The sequence below is a fragment of the Ensifer oleiphilus genome, from assembly GCF_013371465.1.
Taxonomy (GTDB): Bacteria; Pseudomonadota; Alphaproteobacteria; order Rhizobiales; family Rhizobiaceae; genus Ensifer; species Ensifer oleiphilus.
In genome coordinates, this window is the sequence record NZ_JABWDU010000003.1 from 670,264 (window position 1) to 687,234 (window position 16,971).

The following is a 16,971-nucleotide window of genomic DNA, read 5'->3' on the forward strand; positions in this document are numbered from 1 at the left end:
ATGATCTCTGAAATCTTCATCGATCGTCCGCGCTTTGCCGCCGTCATCTCGATCGTATTGACTCTCGCCGGCCTGATCGCGCTTACCCGGCTGCCGATCGCGCAGTTTCCAGACATCGTGCCGCCCCAGGTGAGCGTGACCGCAAACTATCCCGGCGCCGGCGCCGAGGTGGTCGAAACCACTGTCGCCCAGCCGATCGAGAGCAAGATCGTCGGCGTCGATGACATGCTCTACATGAAATCGACGAGCGGTGCGGACGGTTCCTATTCGCTGACCGTCACCTTTGCCGTCGGCACCGACCCCGACATCGCCACCGTCAACGTGCAGAACCGCGTGTCGCTAGCCGAAGCGGGGCTGCCTGCGGAGGTCAAGCAGACCGGCGTCAGCGTGCGCAAGAAATCGTCCGCCCTGATGCAGGTAATCACCATCTACGGCAAGGATGGCAGCAATTTCGATTCGCTGTTCCTGTCAAACTACGCGACGATCAACCTGCTCGACACCGTCAAGCGGGTGCCGGGTGTCGGCGACGCCTCGCTGTTCGGTGCACAAGACTACGCCATGCGCATCGTGCTCGACATCGACCGGCTGACCAATCTCGGCCTGACGCCGACCGATGTGATCAACGCCTTGAAGGCACAGAACGTCCAGGCCGCCATCGGCCGGATCGGCGCGCAGCCGATGACCGACGACCCGCTGTTTCAGCTCAATCTGACGACCCAGGGCCGGCTGACCGATCCTTCCCAGTTCGAGAACGTGGTTTTGAGGGCCGAGCCGGACGGGTCGTTCGTGCGTATTCGTGATATCGCCAAAGTCGAGTTGGGCGCAGCGAGTTCGGACTCGAGCGCCCGCTTCAACGGCAAGCCGGTGGCGATGATTGGTACGTATCAGGCGCCGGGGGCCAATGCGCTCGCCGCCGCCGAAGGCGTAAAGCAGGCGATGGAGCGGCTTTCCCAGTCGTTTCCCGAGGGTCTGACCTACTCGATCTCCTACGACACGACCCAGTTCGTCGAGGCGAGTGTGGAGAATGTCGTACATACGCTGCTCGAAGCCTTCGTGCTCGTCATCATCGTCGTCTTCTTGTTCCTCGGCAATGTCAGGGCGACATTGATCCCGCTCGTCGCCGTGCCGGTAGCGCTGATCGGCACCTTCGCGGTCATCCTCGCCATGGGCTTCTCGCTCAACACGGTATCGCTGCTGGCGATGGTTCTGGCGATCGGCATCGTCGTCGACGATGCGATCGTGGTCGTCGAGAACATCGAGCGCGTGATGGAGGAAAACCCCGGCATGCAGGCACCCGAGGCGGCGCGCCTCGCCATGGGTGAGATCACCGGGGCGATCGTCGCCATCACGCTCGTGCTTCTTTCGGTATTCGTGCCGGTCGCCTTCATTCCCGGATTGAGCGGACAACTGTTTCAGCAATTCGCGGTGGCCGTATCCGTGTCGATGGTGATCTCAGCGATCAACGCGCTGACCCTGAGCCCGGCTCTCTGCTCCATTCTCCTGAAGCCGCATCATGGGCCCAAGCGTGGCATCCTCGGCTGGATCTCGCGGGGGATCGACAGCGGGCGCGATGGCTATGTCCATGTCGCCGGGCATATCGCCCGTCGGGCGGTCCTCGGCCTTCTCCTCCTGGCTGTTGCGATCGGCGCCAGCGGCTGGCTTTTCCGCGTCGTTCCCACAGGCTTCCTTCCAAGCGAAGATCAGGGCGCCTATTTCACCGAGATCAGACTTCCTGAAGGCGCATCCTACAACCGTACCGACGCGGTCGTGCGCGACGTCGAGAAAATTCTCGGCGGTATCGATGGCGTCGCCGACGTCATAACCGTCACCGGCTACAGCTTCCTCGACGGCCTGTCCAAATCGAACAGCGCCTTTGCCATCGTCACGATGAAGCCGTTTGCCGAGCGCACCAGTAAGGCGAGTTCCGTCGACGCGGCGGTCGCAACGACCATGGCCAAAGGTACGGCGATCCGCGGCGCGCAGATTTTTGCCTTCAACCTGCCGCCGATCATGGGCCTGGGCACCGGTTCGGGCTTCGAATACCAATTGCTGGACCTGCAGGGCCGATCGCCGGCGGAGCTGGCGGCAACGGCCGGCGGCCTGATCATCGCGGCAAACCAGAGCCCGCTTCTCGGCCCCACCTTCACCACCTATTCGGCAAGCGCGCCCCAGCTTTATCTCGATCTCGACCGGGATCGCCTGCAGGCGCTCGGGGTCTCGGTGAGCGATCTCTTTACTACCCTGCAGGGCACGCTCGGATCCTTCTACGTCAACGACTTCAACCTCTTCGGGCGCAGCTGGAAGGTCAACATGCAGGCGGCCCAGGCCGACCGCGCATCCGTCGACGACATCGCCCGCCTGCACGTGCGCAATGCGTCCGGCGGCATGGTGCCCGTCGCCTCCGTCGCACGCGTCGACTATGTCATCGGTCCGCAGTCGATCGTCAGGTACAACAACTACCGCTCGATCACGCTGAATGGTCAGCCGGCGCCCGGCGTGTCCTCCGGTGAGGCGCTTGCCGCGATGGAGGCGCTGTCGGCCACGACGCTGCCCCCCGGCTACAGCTACGAGTGGACCGGAACCGCCTTGCAGGAACTTGAAGCGGCGGGACAGACGACGGCCATCCTGGCGCTGGCGGTCCTGTTTGCCTATCTGTTCCTGGTCGCGCTCTACGAAAGCTGGACGATCCCGATCCCCGTCCTCTTGTCGGTGACGGTTGGCGTCGCCGGCGCCCTCGTTTCGATCCTTATCGCCGGCCTGTCATTCGACATCTACGCCCAGATCGGCCTCGTCGTGCTGATCGCGCTCGCCTCCAAGAACGCGATCCTGATCGTCGAGTTCGCCAAGTTCCATCGCGAGAAAGGTGCCGGCATCGTCGAGGCGGCGGTCGAGGGCGCACGCGCCCGCTTCCGCGCGGTGATGATGACGAGCTTCGCCTTTATCGTCGGGCTCATTCCCCTGGTGACGGCGGAAGGGGCCGGCATGCTGAGCCGGCGAGCCGTCGGCACCGGGGTCGCTGGCGGCATGCTTGCGGCCTCACTGATCGGGATTTTCATCATCCCGGCCCTTTACGTGGCGTTTCAATGGTTGCGCGAACGTGGCCACAGGCTTGCCGGGCTTTCAACCACGGGCGGCGTCCATGAAACAGCGGCAAAGACCGATGCCGCAGCCACGCCCGCTGCCGCAGAGGCTGGCGAGGATGCCCCTCGCGCCGCCGCCGAGCAACATAGCCCTTAGCTCGAGCACGTCGTCACATCTGTTTTACAGAAGCACATTATGCGGTGTGGCCGCAGGCAAGACGGCGGCCATCGCTCCGGCAGGCGCAGAGCCGCGACTTGACAGCCTGTGCGAAACGGCGGCAATAATCCGACATGGGGTTGCGATCACCCCACGAGGCGACAGCCGAAGTATCGCGTCCATTCAACCGCTCAGACGGAGGACGCGTCATGCCGTCACTTCTTGAAATTTCCCCCGACAAACTTGCCCGCCTCATCGGCACGCCCAAATGTCCTGTGCTCATCGATGTCAGGACCGACGAGGATTTCGACGCCGATCCGCGTCTGATCCCCGGATCGCTCCGGCGTGACTATCGGCTTGTTCAGGACTGGGGCAGCGATTTTGCCGGGCGGTCCGCTGTCATCGTCTGCCTGCGCGGCAAGAAGTTGAGCCATGGGGTCGCCGCCTGGCTGCGGCATATGGGGATTCCAGCCGATGTCCTGGAGGGCGGCTTTGAGGCCTGGTCCGAGGCGGCCTATCCGGCTGTGCCCGTCTCCGCCATGCCGAAACACCAGGCAAGCGGCCACACGCTCTGGGTTACGCGTGCACGCCCGAAAATCGACCGCATCGCCTGCCCGTGGCTTATTCGGCGCTTCGTCGATCCGAACGCCGTTTTCCTGTTCGTGGCGCCGGCGGAAGTCGAAGCTGTTGCAGACCGTTTCGACGCCACGCCGTTTGATATCGACGCCCCGATCCAATGGAGCCATCGGGGCGACCGCTGCACCTTCGACGTGATGGTGCAGGCGTTCGGACTGGAAACGGAACCGATGCTGCGGCTCGCCACCATCGTGCGGGGTGCAGACACCTCACGCCTCGACCTTGCTTCCGAAGCAGCGGGCCTGCTTGCCGTTTCGCTCGGCCTCTCGCGCATGTATGCGGACGATCATGAGCAGTTGCAGGCAGGCATGCTGCTCTATGACGCCTTTTACCGCTGGTGCCGCGATGCTACCGACGAAACGCACAATTGGCCCTCGCCAAAGAAGGGGGTATGAAATGACCGATATCACGCACACTACCGACGCCGGCCGGGCGTCGGTGCCCCATGGCCACGGCATCTCATTCTCCGAAGCGTTCTGGGTCTGGGTCCGGATCGCGGCTCTGAGTTTTGGCGGTCCGGCAGGGCAGATCGCGGTGATGCATCGCATCCTCGTCGATGAGAAGCGCTGGATTGGCGAGCACCGCTTCCTGCATGCGCTCAATTACTGCATGTTGTTGCCCGGGCCTGAGGCACAGCAGCTGGCAATCTATATCGGCTGGCTCATGCATCGCACCGCAGGCGGTCTTGTCGCCGGCATCCTGTTCGTCTTGCCGGGCTTCCTGGCCATCCTTGGCCTTAGCTACGTCTACGCCGCATTCGGAAACGTCAGCCTGATCGAAGGACTGTTCTTCGGGTTGAAGGCAGCCGTGCTTGCCGTCGTCATCCAGGCGGTTTTCCGCATCGGCGGCCGGGCGCTGAAGAACAGGCTGATGATCGGCATCGCTGCCTTGGCCTTTGTCGCAATCTTCTTCTTCCGCGTACCCTTCCCGCTGATCATCCTGACAGCCGGCGTCGTCGGCTACATCGGCGGACGCGCGGGCTCGCCGCTCTTTCGCATCGGCGGCGGCCACGGCAAGGCAACCGGACAGATCCTCAAGGATGAGGATTCGGCACTCGGCGAGCAGGTGCCGATCCATGCCCGCCCCAACCTCGCCTGGTCCCTCAAGATCTCGGCCGCTTTTCTCGCCCTGTGGCTCGTGCCGCTGGCGCTGCTGTTTGCACTCGTGGGTCCGACCAACGTCTTTACCCAGATCGGGTGGTTCTTCAGCAAGATGGCGGTCGTGACCTTCGGCGGTGCCTATGCGGTGCTCGCCTATGTCGCGCAGGAGGCCGTACAGTATTACGGCTGGCTCAGACCGGGGGAAATGCTCGACGGTCTCGGCATGGCCGAAACGACCCCGGGGCCGCTGATCATGGTCGTCCAGTTCGTCGGCTTCATGGGCGCCTATCGCGATCCCGGCACGCTTGACCCGATGACGGCCGCAACGCTCGGCGCGCTGTTGACGACGTGGGTGACCTTCGTGCCCTGCTTCCTCTGGATCTTCCTAGGCGCGCCCTTCATCGAGAAGCTGAGGGGCAACATCGCCCTGACCGGCGCCATGTCGGCCATCACCGCCGCAGTCGTCGGGGTGATCCTCAATCTTGCGGTCTGGTTCGGACTTCACACGTTGTTTTCGCAGGTCGCCCCGTGGCGCTTTGGCTATCTTGCACTGGACGTGCCTGTTTTAAGCTCACTGGTGTTGCCATCACTCTTGCTGACGCTGGCGGCGGCACTGGCGATCTTCCGCTTCAACGCCTCGGTGATCGCGACGCTGCTCGCCTCGGCGCTGGCCGGCATGGCGTGGGTGCTTGTCGCAGCATAGGGCATTTGCGCCGGGCGCCTGAAAGCCTGCGACTGCCAAGCGGAACGTCGCTGCCATCAGGCCGCGGCACTACCCGCCGACGGCATGTTGGCGTCGCCCCAGACTTTCAGCGCCAGAATGACCGGCTCCAGCGTTCGGCCTCGCTCCGAGAGATCATAGTCGACCCTGGGCGGGACCTGGGCAAACACCGTGCGCGTGATCAGGCCATCGGCCTCGAGTTCGCGCAACTGGTTCGTCAGCATGCGCTGGGTCACGTTAGGCAGCTTGCGGCGGATTTCGTTGAAGCGCAGGGTGCCGGACATCAAATGATAGAGGACGACGCCCTTCCATTTGCCGTCGATCAGGCTGAGTGTCGCTTCCACGGCACAGCCCGGACTGCAGTCGAAACGATCGTGGCGCGTGCGTCCCATCCAATGGTACCCTTTTCGACACTATGAGCATTATATGTGCGTTCTTGCGATTTTGCAGCATAGTGCGCATCTTGATTGCGTTCAACCGATGGAGCATTCAATGCGAGCCGTAGCCTACCAAGTCCCCCAGCCGATCGAAGCCGAGATGTCGCTGGTCGATATCGACCTGCCGCGGCCCGAGCCCACGGGCCGGGACATCCTCGTCGAGGTCAAGGCGATCTCGGTCAATCCCGTCGATACGAAGATCCGACGCGCCGCAACGCCTGAAGCGGGCCAGTGGAAGGTTCTCGGCTGGGATGCGGCAGGCGTTGTCAGCGCCGTCGGGCCAGACGCGTCCTTCTTCAAGCCGGGCGACGAGGTCTTTTATGCCGGCGCCATCAATCGTTCCGGCACCAATGCCGAGTTTCATCTGGTCGATGAACGTATCGTCGGCCGCAAACCCAAGTCGCTGGATTTTTCCGCCGCGGCAGCTCTGCCTCTGACGTCGATCACCGCCTGGGAAATGCTGTTCGATCGCCTTGACGTCACCCGCCCGATTCCAGGTTCTGCCCATGCGATCGTCATCATCGGCGGTGCCGGCGGCGTCGGCTCGATCGCCATCCAGATCGCGCGGGCGCTGACCGACCTCACGGTCATCGCCACCGCGTCGCGTCCTGAGACGGTCGAATGGGTGAAGTCGCTCGGCGCCCACCACGTCGTAGACCACCGCCAGCCGATTGGCCCTCAGATCGAAGCCCTCGGGATCGGCCAGCCGGGCTTCGTGTTCTCGACGACCAACACCGACGATCATATCGCTGAGATCGTCGAGCTGATCGCGCCCCAGGGCCGTTTCGGTCTCATCGATGATCCCCGGCAGCTCGACGCGCTCCCGCTCAAGCGCAAGAGCATCTCGCTGCACTGGGAGCTGATGTTCACCCGCTCGCTGTTTGCGACCGCCGACATCGACAAGCAGAATGCCCTGTTGAACAGCGTGTCGGAGCTGGTCGATGCGGGCAAGATCAAGTCCACGATCAACGAGGACTTCGGAAGGATCAATGCGACAAACCTCAAGCGCGCGCACGCACTGATCGAGTCCGGCAAGGCCAAAGGCAAGATCGTGCTTTCGGGTTTCTAGGCGCGAGGGCGAAACGGCCCCCGTCTCCTCCTCAATAGCGTGGCGCCTGCCGTAAAGCCGCCCCGTCCGGGCGGCCATGGCCGGCGCGTGCAAGCAAATCAACCGAGAACACGGCGGCGAGATGGTCGCGGGTATAACACGGGCGCTGCCCGGCAACCCCCAATGGCATGCAACTGCCCGCGCCCTCCCTTCGCCCGTCATCCAAGGAAAACAATGATGATACAATCAACGGAGAAGCTCGTTTCTCTGGCAATCCTGACAGCCCGGTCCGGCAGCCGAGACGCATTGCGTGACGGGCTGCTTGCCCTGGTCGAGCCGACCCGCAAAGAACCCGGCTGCCTTGACTATGTCCTGTTCGAAATGCAGGACGCGCCGGGAACGTTCTACATGCGCGAGGCCTTCACGAGCCGCGCCGCACTCGACGCCCACTTTCAGACCCCACATTTCCGAGCCTTCGCTGCGACGGTCGACAATCTAATTGCCTGCCCGCTGCAACTGGTTTTTCTCGACCAGCTTTCAACCTGAAATCGGGGCTTTCGTTCTGCGAGATGCGCCTTGCCATTCTGGTGGCAGGATGTTTCCGCCTTCGCCATCAACCTGGCGAGCACCGCAGTGATTGCCCGTGCGCGAGCGTTCGGATGGCCCATAAAGGCGTGTCACGCATCGGTCACGCGCAAAGGGAGAAGAGGCGTGCTACCACAACCATACCCGAAGCGGCGCGAGTGTTTTTCGTCAATCGCCGTATGGTTTGAGTGAGATCATGCAACGCTATCTTTTCCACATCCACCTGGCAGGTGCCACAAGCCGCGACAGCGTCGGCACGTTGCTTCCCGATGACAGTCAGGCAGTTGAACATGGCCGCCTGATTGCGGACGAGATCGCCGAAGAGGATGACTACCGCGGCGTCATCGTCGCGGTGGAGAATGCCGAGGGCCGCTTGCTGGCAAGGCTGACGGCTTCCAGGGCCATGCCCCCCTGGCTGATCGCGCGATCAAGGTTCGAGCATGCCTGGGCAGAAATGCGAATTGATTTCAGTAAATTGTAATGTGAAAATTTCAGTACGAACACATTAGACAAGCGGCTGGGGCAAACTACCGGCAAAGAGGAAGAGGCATCGGTGATGCCTCTTCCTTTGATACCATTTCAGAATGTCGCCTTGGCGCTCAGGATGAAGGAGCGGCCAGGCTCGTAGAGCGGCGTGACGGTGCCGAATTCCTGGCCGTAGGTGGCACGCTCCGAATAGGTTTCGTCAAAGACGTTCTTGATTTCGGCACGCAGCGTCAGATTGCTGTGACTCGGCGGCTGATACTCGACGAAGGTATTGAACACCTTGTAGGATTCGAGCGTTGGGGTCCCGACCGCAACATCATCATTGTCGAGCGCGATCTCGACATCGCCGCCGACGGTGACGCCCCAATCGATGAAGCTATGCGCTGCCACCAGTGTGATGAACTGGCCGGCAGGCGCTGCCAGATAGATCCCGGTGTCGGAGTCGGCCGGCTTGCCGTCGATCGAAACATCGATGTTGGCGTACTTGACCTTGAAGTATCCGTCACCCCAGTCATAGCCGGCGCCAAGCTCGAAGCCCTTCGAGCGCACGTCATGGTTCTCGATTGCCCTTGCGACCGCGTATTTCGCCGTGCGCGCGTTGTCGATATCGGTGCGAAAAAGGCTGCCCTCCAAAGTGAAGCCTTCATGCTTGGCGACAAGGCCGAAGGCGTAATTGCTGGCGCTGCTTGTGTCCGGTCCGCCCCCATAATTCCACCGCGGATTCATGATGAAGTTTTCGGCAAGCGGAACGCCGGCCCAGACGCGCGAATAGCCTGCCTTGGCCGTCAGAAGGTCCTCGATCAGGTCATACTCGCCGGAAACATTGCCGCTGAAACCGGCGTTGTCCCACTTCTCATCCGTGGTGCCGATGAACCATTGTTGGTCGCCGCGAACACCGAAGGAAAGACGGGTACGTTCCCATGGTTCCAGCCGCGCCTGCGCATAGATGCCCACATTGCGGGCGCGCTCGGTCGAGGCGTCGGACGGATCTTCGAGTTCCGCCTTGTCGTTATAGAAATCGACACCGGCCGTGATGCTGCCGAGATCGAAGCTGAACTTGTTCTCGAACTTGCCGTTGAAGGTGCCGGTTTCGCCAGCACCGGGATAGGGAACGGATACCGTGCTTGGCGCCACAGGCCGCGGATAGATCGGGATTTCGAGCCGCGTCGAGCTGTAGGCCAGCACCACAGTCGGATCCCACCAGCCCTCGGGCGTGCTGTCGGTGTAGGAAAAGACCGTGTTCTGCCGGTCGAGCGTATAGTCGCGCACGCGCGGTTCCCACGGCGGGCGGCCGCTGATGAAACCGGTATTGGCGCGGAACGGGCGTGGAGCGTCATCGTAGACACGTTCGTGGCTGATCTCGAAGCGGTCACCGCTCTCAAACTCGTAGGCGACCTTGCCAAGCCCGCTCAAAAGGTCGGTACTGGTGCCTTCAACGATGTTGCCGTTTCCAGCTTTGAACTCGTCACCCTTGGCGAAGTTGAAATAGCCGAGAAATTCGAGCCCTTCCTGCATGCCGTAGGCCGAAAGCCCGGTCTGGAAGACCTTGCCGTTGAAGTTGTCGCTGGAACTGACGAAGCCGCCATATCCGTCGCCGTCGAGCAGGTCGCGCGCGTCTTTCGTCTCATAGGCAATGGCGCCGCCGAGTGCGCCCGGTCCCGCATCCGCGGGCGCGATGCCGGCGTCGACGCGCACGGCCTTCAGCAGGCTCGGATCGATCAAGTTCGTGCCGTTGTGATGGAAGACCTTGTTGTTCTGGCGGCCGCCATCCATGGTAACGGCGAGATTGGTTTCCTCGATGCCGTGAACATAGACCTTCTGTGACATCGGCAGCGAGCTTCCAACCGAGATCCCGGGCTCGCCACGAAAGACGTCGGCGATCGTCGCTGGATTGCGCAGTTCGAGATCCTTCTGGCTGATGACGATTTCACCGACCCCGGTTGCGTTCCCGAAAACCGAGATCGGATCAAGCGCCGTAGAGCCGTCGGCCGGCGCCATTGCGCCACCGCTGCCGGTCGCCCCTGTCCCGATGACAGCCGTCCGCCCGCCCGAGATGCGATGTTCAATACCCGTGCCCGAAAGCAACAGTGCAAGCGCCTCCTCCGGCGCGTAGGAACCGACAACGGCCTTGGATATGACGCCGCGCGAGACCGAAGCGGCGAGCGTCACCTGCAGGCCCGATTGCCGGCCGAAGGCGTTCAGCGCATCGGCAAGCGGTTGGGCCGGCACGTTGAAGCTGCGTGCAGCGCTCACTTGTCCCGCTGCATCCTGCGCAAGGGCTGGGCTCGGCCAATTCAGCGTCGAGGCCAGGCAGATCGCCATTGCCGTCGTTGCCATCAGCCGTCCCATCGGACGCCCGCCGGCGTCGCCCCACTTCAAACGACGGGATCCCTTGCGGCCTTGCGATATGCACATCGTACTCTCATCTCCTTGAACTACGCCCCGTTGCCGAGCGCTTTCCAACAAAGACGAGGACCGCCATCTTTTTTCTCAGATAAATTGAATCTTTTTGTCAGGATTTTCAGTAGTGCGTCAGCAGCCGGCCATAGGTCAAAAATGTCCGCACGCGGCCGCCATAGGGCTCGACCAGCGCCTTCAGAGCACTGTCCGGATCGTGAAGATCGTAGAGACCGGTGACCTTGAGACCGGCGAGCTTTCGGTCGGGCACAGCGATCCAGGCCGAGTGATAGCGCTGAAGCTGTTCGGCGACCGCGCCGATGGAAGCATCCTTGACGAAGATCCGTCCGCTGCGCCAGGCGGCGACCTGATCGGGCTCGATGGTGTTGCGGGTAACGGCACCGTCGCTCCTGTTCACGACCGCCATTTCGCCTGGAAGCAGCCGAAAGTCCGGCGTTTTCCTGGATTCCCCGACCGACACCTGCACGACGCCTCTTTCCAGCTCGACGGTCGTTTCTTCGCCCGCAAGCCGGACGTCGAACGCGGTGCCGACGACCAAGACCTTGACCCCTCCAGCCTCCACCGTGAAAGGACGCGCCGGATTATGTGCGACATCGAAAAACGCTTCGCCGGAAAGCAGGGTGACATGGCGTCCGCCGGTCGTCATTTCGGTCTTGATGGCACTGTCGCCACCAAGCTCGATCACTGTTCCATCCTCCAGCGCCACCCTGGCATTCTGGCCGGTGGCGGTGATGTGGTCCGCCTGAAGGCGGATCAGCAGCGACGGTGCTGCAAGGACGAGGAACAAAGTGGCGGCAATGGCAGCGACGGAGGCTATCACGGGACGGCGCCAACGGCGCCGGTTTATGGGAACGACATTGGCGCATGGCGCGTGCGCCCATAGTTGCTCATGCACCGGAGCGACTTCTCCCATAAGCTGCCACGTCCGAAGCGCATACTCCCATGCCCGCCGATGATCATCAGAGCGATGCAACCAGCGCTGGAAGTCGGCGGCCAGGTCGGGACAACTGGGCTCGGCCTTCAACCGCAGTAACCAGTCCATGGCTTCTTCCAGGGTAACAGCTGCGATTTGCTGATCTTGGGTCAATGATATCCTACGCCGGTCTGGCCTCTTCAGAGGCACTTCTACCCGAACAATCCCTCTTTTGACAAAGACGAATGACGCGCTTCTTTTTCTCAGGGAGCGACCACTTTAAGTCGCGTTGACCAGAAGTGCCGTGGCAATCTTCATCATCGCCGCGGTGACGTAGCGATGCGCGCTGGCGGTGGAGATGCCGAGATGCGCTGCGACTTCCTCAAGCGTGTAGCCGCCGAAGCGATGCATCTCGACGGCTACCCTCGCTTCAACCGGCAGTTCCGAGAGGATCTGCGAGATCCGGCTGATGTCGTCGCACAGTAAAGTCGATTGCTCCGGCGTCGGCACGTCGGCGGGAACCGACCAGAACGGCACATCGTCCTGATGACCGATCGCGGCCAACTTTCGGCGCCTCAAGACGTCGAGCGAAAGATTCCTGACCGTGCGGTAGAGGTAGGCGAGGAGCTGGCCCTTCGAAACCGATCGGGTGCTGGAGGGCAGGAACCGAACAAACGCATCCTGGACGATATCTTCGGCAGCATCGCGCGAACCGAGCAGGCGAACCGCATAGGCGATGAGCGCCGGACGGTGGGCAAGAAAGATATCGACGCGCGTTTCGGATTGGGTCTCGGTCGTCATGGGATCCTGGCCGGGAGCGGGTTCGCCCGCGCGTGGTGCTTTGCGCGAACGGGCGTAAAATTGAAAACATGCCTATAATAGTCAAGTTTAAAATTCGACCGAACACCAACTTTTGCCGCGGAAGAAGGCGGGTGTGACTCAATCGCCGCCATGGTCGCGGTGGCCGCCCTTGCCGCCGCCAGGCGACGCGAACGGCGCAAGGCCGCCCAATTCCAGAGATGCCGGATAGCTATCGCCACAACCAACGGGCATCGCTAACCACCGGTGGTCATGGCCTTGCGGCACGCCTGAAGCGCCGATATCGGGCCATCGCCGCAAGCCGGCCATTGAATAGGCGCGGGGGCCGCCGCGTGACGCCAGATACGTCTCCAGCCGGAATCAGCAGGCCATGAGCCCTGTGCACTCGAGGCACGACATGTGACGATTGGCCTGGGGAGGGGAATGGACTGATGTGGCCGGTGTCATCTCCAGTGGGCGAAGCGGGCGGTTGATCGCCCGCGCCACACCAGAGCGAACCGCACGTCCCGGCGGCCATAGCCCGCGGCCGATATGCGGCTACCGGATATGGCCGCGCCGCTAGGCGAGGTTAGCCCCCCATAACCTTCCGCATGCTGTCGCTGCTGATGGAAGCCTCGGAGGTGCCACTGAAGACAAGAACCTTCTTCGCTGCGTCTTCCGCAAGCGTCTCCCAGCTGTTTCTGATCGTCGTCGCCATCTGGATCCAGGAACTGTCGACGCTGTTCTCCTCGAGCGCCAAGATCAGCGTATCCATGCGCTCGACGCACTCGTCGATGTTCACATGCAGCCGGGACGCCTGGTCGAGCGTGATGCCCGGATGCTGCAGAAGCCTTGGAATGGTTGTCGCCGCCTTTTTGACGAGTTCGTCTTCTTCGATCAACGATCGCTGCCACGCCTCACACATAGCTGCCCCCATCCTGTCCGTGACAGACAGGATCGGTGCACGCCCCGCAGCGGTCAACTAAGTAAAACGGGCATGGCTGCCGCAATGCATCCGTCATCCGGGTGGACGCTTAGTCCTTCCGGTCGTGCTACGCGCTGCAAGAGTGGGGCGATGAGCAAAAGGAGGTGTTCGCAAGCCGTTACCGGCGCTTCTGTCCAGCTCACGCGCCGTCACATCCACGCATGTCTGCACGCCGCTGCGCAACCGACAGCTGTCGCAGACATGCCACAGCGCCGGGCGCTCGCCGGCACTGCATCAAACGATGCTGATCTGGTTGCGGCCGCTGCGCTTGGATTGGTAGAGGCCATCGTCGGCCCGCCGCAAAATATCGCCGATGCTGGCGTCGGACCGGGAAATTTCGGTGAGCCCACCGCTAATCGTGGAGAAAAGCGCCAACTTGCTCTGCAGTTCCAGTGAGATTTGCTGGCGCAGCCCGTTTGCGACAAGAATGCCCTCGGCGCTCGCCGTCGCCGGCATCAACACCACGAACTCGTCGCCGCCAAGGCGCGCCAGAACATCGCCGGACCGCAATGCGCGTCGGCATACAGTTGCAATCGTCGTCAGCAGCTCATCGCCGACGGAATGCCCCAGCTCGTCATTGACCGCCTTGAAGTTGTCGACGTCGAACATCAGCAGGGATGTTGGCGTGCGGCTGCTGGAGGAGAGGTCGAACTCGACTGCAAGCACGTCGAGCAGCTTTCGGCGATTGTAGAGCCCGGTCAGCGGATCGGTTTCGCTTTGCAGACGCAACTGATGCTCGACGGCATTCTTTTCCGTGATGTTGCTGGCAACCCAGACCACGGCGTCTTCGTCGTCGACGGGAAAATCGAGGGCCTGCACTCGGCCTTCAAACCAGATCGGGTGGTCGGGGCCGGCCGCCTCCAGGCCCTTAACGTCGCTGCCGGCGAGGCTGTATTCGACGATGTGCAAGGCCCCCGAGGAAAGCGCCTTCTCGATCTCCAAAGCAAACCAGAGCGCCTTGTTATGGGCCAAGACGTCAAAGACACTCTGACCGACAAGATTGCTTCCGTCGTGATAGTAGCGGTGATCCGATCCGCCAAACAGGGCGGCATAGCGCCCACTGCGCGTCAGGATGAAAGCGGGATCGGGCAGCGCCGCCAGGATGAGATTGAGTTGATCGCGGGAGAACCGCACCGCGTTTTTCACGGGTGCATCCGCGCCGGCACGACTAGGCGGTACGCTCATGACGATGGCATCCAGGCATTGTTTTCTTCCCTTGTCTCATCTGCCCACAAACGAAAGAGCAGGCTGCACTGACTTGGTTCAAGGCGATGCTGTCGCAAAAAACCTTCGAAATATTCAATTTTTCTAAGCTACATCCATCAGCGTTGTCGTGGCACCCAGAGGCATTCAAGTCACTAGCGGCAATGCCGCGTTCGACAGCGGGCAGCCTCTTGGTCTATGCACCAGGCTCCGATGTCGGCGGAGGGCATTATGCCAACAGATGATCTGCAACTGAAATCGCCACGTCCTTTGCCGCCGCTGAACGCGCTGCGCGCCTTCGATGCACTCGCCCGTTGCGGCAGCCTGCGCGCGGCGGCGGTCGAACTCGGTGTCGTGCCCGGCGCCGTACGCCAGCAGCTTGCGAGCCTTGAGGACCATTTCGGCTTTGCACTGCTCGATCGCGAAAGCGGACGGGTGACGCTCAATCCGGCCGGGCAACGGCTCGCCGATGCGGTCGGCGTCGCCTTCGCCATCGTGTCGCGCGCCGCGGAAGAGATTTCGTCGAGCGGTAGCACGGTCCGGCTGCGGCTCGGCGTTCCGATGCCGATGGCATCCGCATGGCTGATGCCGCGCCTGGCGGCGCTTTCGAGCGCGGCCCCGGGGCTGGAGGTCGACATCATCCCGGTTGCCGTCGCCCAGTCGCTGACCGACATGCCGGAAATCGACGCCCTGATCGTCGGCGGGGAGTACCGACCGCTCCCCGACATAACGGCAACCGCCTTCATGGCCGATCGGTTCGGCCCGGTGCTTGCCGCCGGACAACCATCGCCCGCCGATCTGGCAGACATGACGGCGCTGATCGCGCGCAACGTGCCGTATCTCTGGGACGACTGGTTTCGCGAGAGCGGAAATCCGCCCATCCGTTTTCGCAAGCGCATCGAGGTGGATGACCTGACGCTGGCGCTCAGCGCCGCCCGCAGCGGGCTCGGCGTCACCATCGCGCCGGCGGCATCGATCGAGGCAGAGCTTGCCGCCGGCGCGCTCGAAGCGCCCTTTGGTCTCGTTAGCCGGCCGACAGGCTATCGTTTCTGCTGTCGCATCGCCGACAGGGATCGCAAACCGATCTCGGCGCTTCGGACCTGGCTTCTCGCAGAGGGGCGGAACCCGGAAGGAAAACTGCCCTCCGCCGCAGTTTAATGTCTCTGCCCGTGGGCATGGCGCCGGGACTAAGCTGCCGGCACCACAGACAGACAGTCAGGACCCTCACCATGACCCCTTCCAGCCACCTCTCCCGCATCGAGTGGGTCGGGCAAAGCTGCGCGCTGCTGCGCGCCATTGCCGCCGAGTTCGAGACAACGCGTCCGTTTAACGGTTTGACGATCGGAACGGCGATCCATCTGGAGCCTAAGACGGTGGCGCTGCTGATGACGCTCAAGGCCGGCGGCGCGAAACTCGTGGCGACCGGCAATCTGAACAGCACCCAGCCGGCGACGGTCGATTATCTGAGACGGGAGGGCATCACCGTCATCGGTGGGCAGACCACGGATGAAGCCGCGCATTCCGGCTTCATCAACCAATTGCTCGATCATCAGCCCGACCTGCTGCTTGACAACGGCGGCGACCTTTTCGCCCGCGTCGCCGAACGGCCTTACGGGAGCCTGCTCGGTGGTACGGAGGAGACCACGTCCGGCCGGGCCCGGCTGCAGCCGATGCGCGGCGCAATTGGCCTGCCCGTGCTTGTTATCAACGACAGCCCCATCAAACAGTTCGCGGAAAACCGCCATGCCGTTGGCCAGAGCCTGTTCGAAAGCTACATGCGGTTCACAAATCGCTCGACCAATGGCAAGCGCGTCACCGTTTTCGGCTATGGCGCCTGCGGCAAGGGCACCGCCGCCTGCTTCCGCAATGCCTACAGCGCCGTCAGCGTCGTCGACATCGACCCGATCTCCGCACTCGAAGCTCACCTCGACGGCTTCTCGACCCCCAGGCGCGATGACGCCATCCGCTCGGCCGACGTCATCGTCACGGTCACCGGATCCGCGAACATCCTGACGGCTTCCGACCTTGCAGCACTCAAGGACGGCGTCATTCTCCTCAACGGCGGGCATTTCCCGCACGAGATCGACATCGCCGGCATGCGCGCCGACGCCGCGGTGGTGTCGCCGGAAAGCTACGTGGACGAAGGCATCGAGACGCTCGCCCTTGCCGATGGACGGCGCATCCACAGTCTTGGCGCGGGCCACATGGCCAATCTTGCCGGGCCAAGGGCCCTTGGCAATTCGGTCGAATCGATGGATCTCGGCTTTGCGCTCCAGGCCCGCTGCCTGGAGAGGGTCGCGAGCCGGACGCTCGACGCTTCGATGTGCGTTGTGCCGGTCCCCGGGGACATCGACGCCATGGTCGCATCTGCCTATCTCGAACTGCACCGCTGAGGGAAACGACA

The 16,971-nt window shown here is 62.5% G+C and carries 14 protein-coding genes and 1 pseudogene; 8 read left to right on the plus strand and 7 right to left on the minus strand.

Features of this window, described 5'->3' with window-relative positions; genetic code table 11:
• The 3 genes from HT585_RS15630 to chrA all read left to right on the plus strand — a co-directional run bounded on the left by HT585_RS15630 (position 1) and on the right by chrA (position 5,676).
• The gene (locus HT585_RS15630) at positions 1-3,237 is read left to right on the plus strand and encodes an efflux RND transporter permease subunit (RefSeq protein WP_176353793.1); all 3,237 of its coding nucleotides are present in this window, start codon (positions 1-3) and stop codon (positions 3,235-3,237) included.
• 209 nt (positions 3,238-3,446) lie between these two features.
• The gene (locus HT585_RS15635) at positions 3,447-4,268 is read left to right on the plus strand and encodes a chromate resistance protein ChrB domain-containing protein (protein WP_176353794.1); all 822 of its coding nucleotides are present in this window, start codon (positions 3,447-3,449) and stop codon (positions 4,266-4,268) included.
• Between the two features lies 1 nt (position 4,269).
• Positions 4,270-5,676, plus strand: coding sequence for a chromate efflux transporter (chrA, locus tag HT585_RS15640; RefSeq protein WP_176353795.1), 1,407 nt, complete (start codon positions 4,270-4,272; stop codon positions 5,674-5,676).
• A gap of 56 nt (positions 5,677-5,732) precedes the next feature.
• Here chrA and HT585_RS15645 read toward each other — a convergent pair whose 3' ends face one another.
• Positions 5,733-6,086: a winged helix-turn-helix transcriptional regulator gene (locus HT585_RS15645; RefSeq protein WP_077501117.1), complete on the minus strand. Its 354-nt coding sequence runs from the start codon at positions 6,084-6,086 to the stop codon at positions 5,733-5,735.
• A 100-nt stretch (positions 6,087-6,186) separates the two neighbouring features.
• Here HT585_RS15645 and HT585_RS15650 point away from each other — a divergent pair, with 100 nt between their 5' ends.
• From HT585_RS15650 to HT585_RS15660, 3 genes are all read left to right on the plus strand, one after another.
• Positions 6,187-7,200, plus strand: a complete 1,014-nt coding sequence (locus tag HT585_RS15650) for a zinc-binding alcohol dehydrogenase family protein (protein WP_176353796.1) — start codon at positions 6,187-6,189, stop codon at positions 7,198-7,200.
• 216 nt (positions 7,201-7,416) lie between these two features.
• Complete coding sequence (locus HT585_RS15655) at positions 7,417-7,725, plus strand: putative quinol monooxygenase (RefSeq protein ID WP_176353797.1); 309 nt, start codon at positions 7,417-7,419, stop codon at positions 7,723-7,725.
• A 223-nt stretch (positions 7,726-7,948) separates the two neighbouring features.
• Positions 7,949-8,245, plus strand: a complete 297-nt coding sequence (locus HT585_RS15660; protein WP_176353798.1) for a DUF6894 family protein — start codon at positions 7,949-7,951, stop codon at positions 8,243-8,245.
• A gap of 98 nt (positions 8,246-8,343) precedes the next feature.
• Here the strand turns inward: HT585_RS15660 and HT585_RS15665 are convergent, their stop codons facing one another.
• From HT585_RS15665 to HT585_RS15690, 6 genes and pseudogenes are all read right to left on the minus strand, one after another.
• Positions 8,344-10,587 (minus strand): TonB-dependent receptor, encoded by a 2,244-nt coding sequence (locus HT585_RS15665; RefSeq protein ID WP_246707697.1) that lies wholly within the window; start codon positions 10,585-10,587, stop codon positions 8,344-8,346.
• Between the two features lie 184 nt (positions 10,588-10,771).
• Positions 10,772-11,488, minus strand: coding sequence for a FecR domain-containing protein (locus tag HT585_RS15670; protein WP_176353298.1), 717 nt, complete (start codon positions 11,486-11,488; stop codon positions 10,772-10,774).
• 117 nt (positions 11,489-11,605) lie between these two features.
• A pseudogene (locus HT585_RS32260) lies at positions 11,606-11,710 on the minus strand (FecR/PupR family sigma factor regulator); the annotation flags it as partial.
• Between the two features lie 150 nt (positions 11,711-11,860).
• Entirely contained in the window at positions 11,861-12,382 is a 522-nt protein-coding gene (locus tag HT585_RS15680; RefSeq protein WP_176353799.1) for an RNA polymerase sigma factor, read from the minus strand.
• A gap of 586 nt (positions 12,383-12,968) precedes the next feature.
• Positions 12,969-13,280: a hypothetical protein gene (locus HT585_RS15685; RefSeq protein WP_176353800.1), complete on the minus strand. Its 312-nt coding sequence runs from the start codon at positions 13,278-13,280 to the stop codon at positions 12,969-12,971.
• A gap of 318 nt (positions 13,281-13,598) precedes the next feature.
• Positions 13,599-14,549, minus strand: a complete 951-nt coding sequence (locus HT585_RS15690) for a GGDEF domain-containing protein (RefSeq protein WP_176353801.1) — start codon at positions 14,547-14,549, stop codon at positions 13,599-13,601.
• A 249-nt stretch (positions 14,550-14,798) separates the two neighbouring features.
• Between HT585_RS15690 and HT585_RS15695 the strand changes: the two genes are divergently transcribed.
• Positions 14,799-15,725 (plus strand): LysR substrate-binding domain-containing protein, encoded by a 927-nt coding sequence (locus HT585_RS15695; RefSeq protein ID WP_176353802.1) that lies wholly within the window; start codon positions 14,799-14,801, stop codon positions 15,723-15,725.
• Positions 15,726-15,742: 17 nt separating this feature from the next.
• Entirely contained in the window at positions 15,743-16,960 is a 1,218-nt protein-coding gene (locus HT585_RS15700; RefSeq protein WP_176354201.1) for an adenosylhomocysteinase, read from the plus strand.
• Positions 16,961-16,971 lie beyond the last annotated feature (11 nt).

Excerpts from the sequence above, each read along its gene's own strand:
- HT585_RS15630 (WP_176353793.1), top strand. The coding sequence starts at position 1 with ATGATCTCTGAAATCTTCATCGATCGTCCGCGCTTTGCCGCCGTCATC.
- HT585_RS15635 (WP_176353794.1), top strand. The coding sequence starts at position 3,447 with ATGCCGTCACTTCTTGAAATTTCCCCCGACAAACTTGCCCGCCTCATC.
- chrA (WP_176353795.1), top strand. The coding sequence starts at position 4,270 with ATGACCGATATCACGCACACTACCGACGCCGGCCGGGCGTCGGTGCCC.
- HT585_RS15645 (WP_077501117.1), bottom strand. The coding sequence starts at position 6,086 with ATGGGACGCACGCGCCACGATCGTTTCGACTGCAGTCCGGGCTGTGCC.
- HT585_RS15650 (WP_176353796.1), top strand. The coding sequence starts at position 6,187 with ATGCGAGCCGTAGCCTACCAAGTCCCCCAGCCGATCGAAGCCGAGATG.
- HT585_RS15655 (WP_176353797.1), top strand. The coding sequence starts at position 7,417 with ATGATACAATCAACGGAGAAGCTCGTTTCTCTGGCAATCCTGACAGCC.
- HT585_RS15665 (WP_246707697.1), bottom strand. The coding sequence starts at position 10,587 with ATGGCAACGACGGCAATGGCGATCTGCCTGGCCTCGACGCTGAATTGG.
- HT585_RS15680 (WP_176353799.1), bottom strand. The coding sequence starts at position 12,382 with ATGACGACCGAGACCCAATCCGAAACGCGCGTCGATATCTTTCTTGCC.
- HT585_RS15690 (WP_176353801.1), bottom strand. The coding sequence starts at position 14,549 with ATGAGCGTACCGCCTAGTCGTGCCGGCGCGGATGCACCCGTGAAAAAC.
- HT585_RS15695 (WP_176353802.1), top strand. The coding sequence starts at position 14,799 with ATGCCAACAGATGATCTGCAACTGAAATCGCCACGTCCTTTGCCGCCG.
- HT585_RS15700 (WP_176354201.1), top strand. The coding sequence starts at position 15,743 with ATGGCGCCGGGACTAAGCTGCCGGCACCACAGACAGACAGTCAGGACC.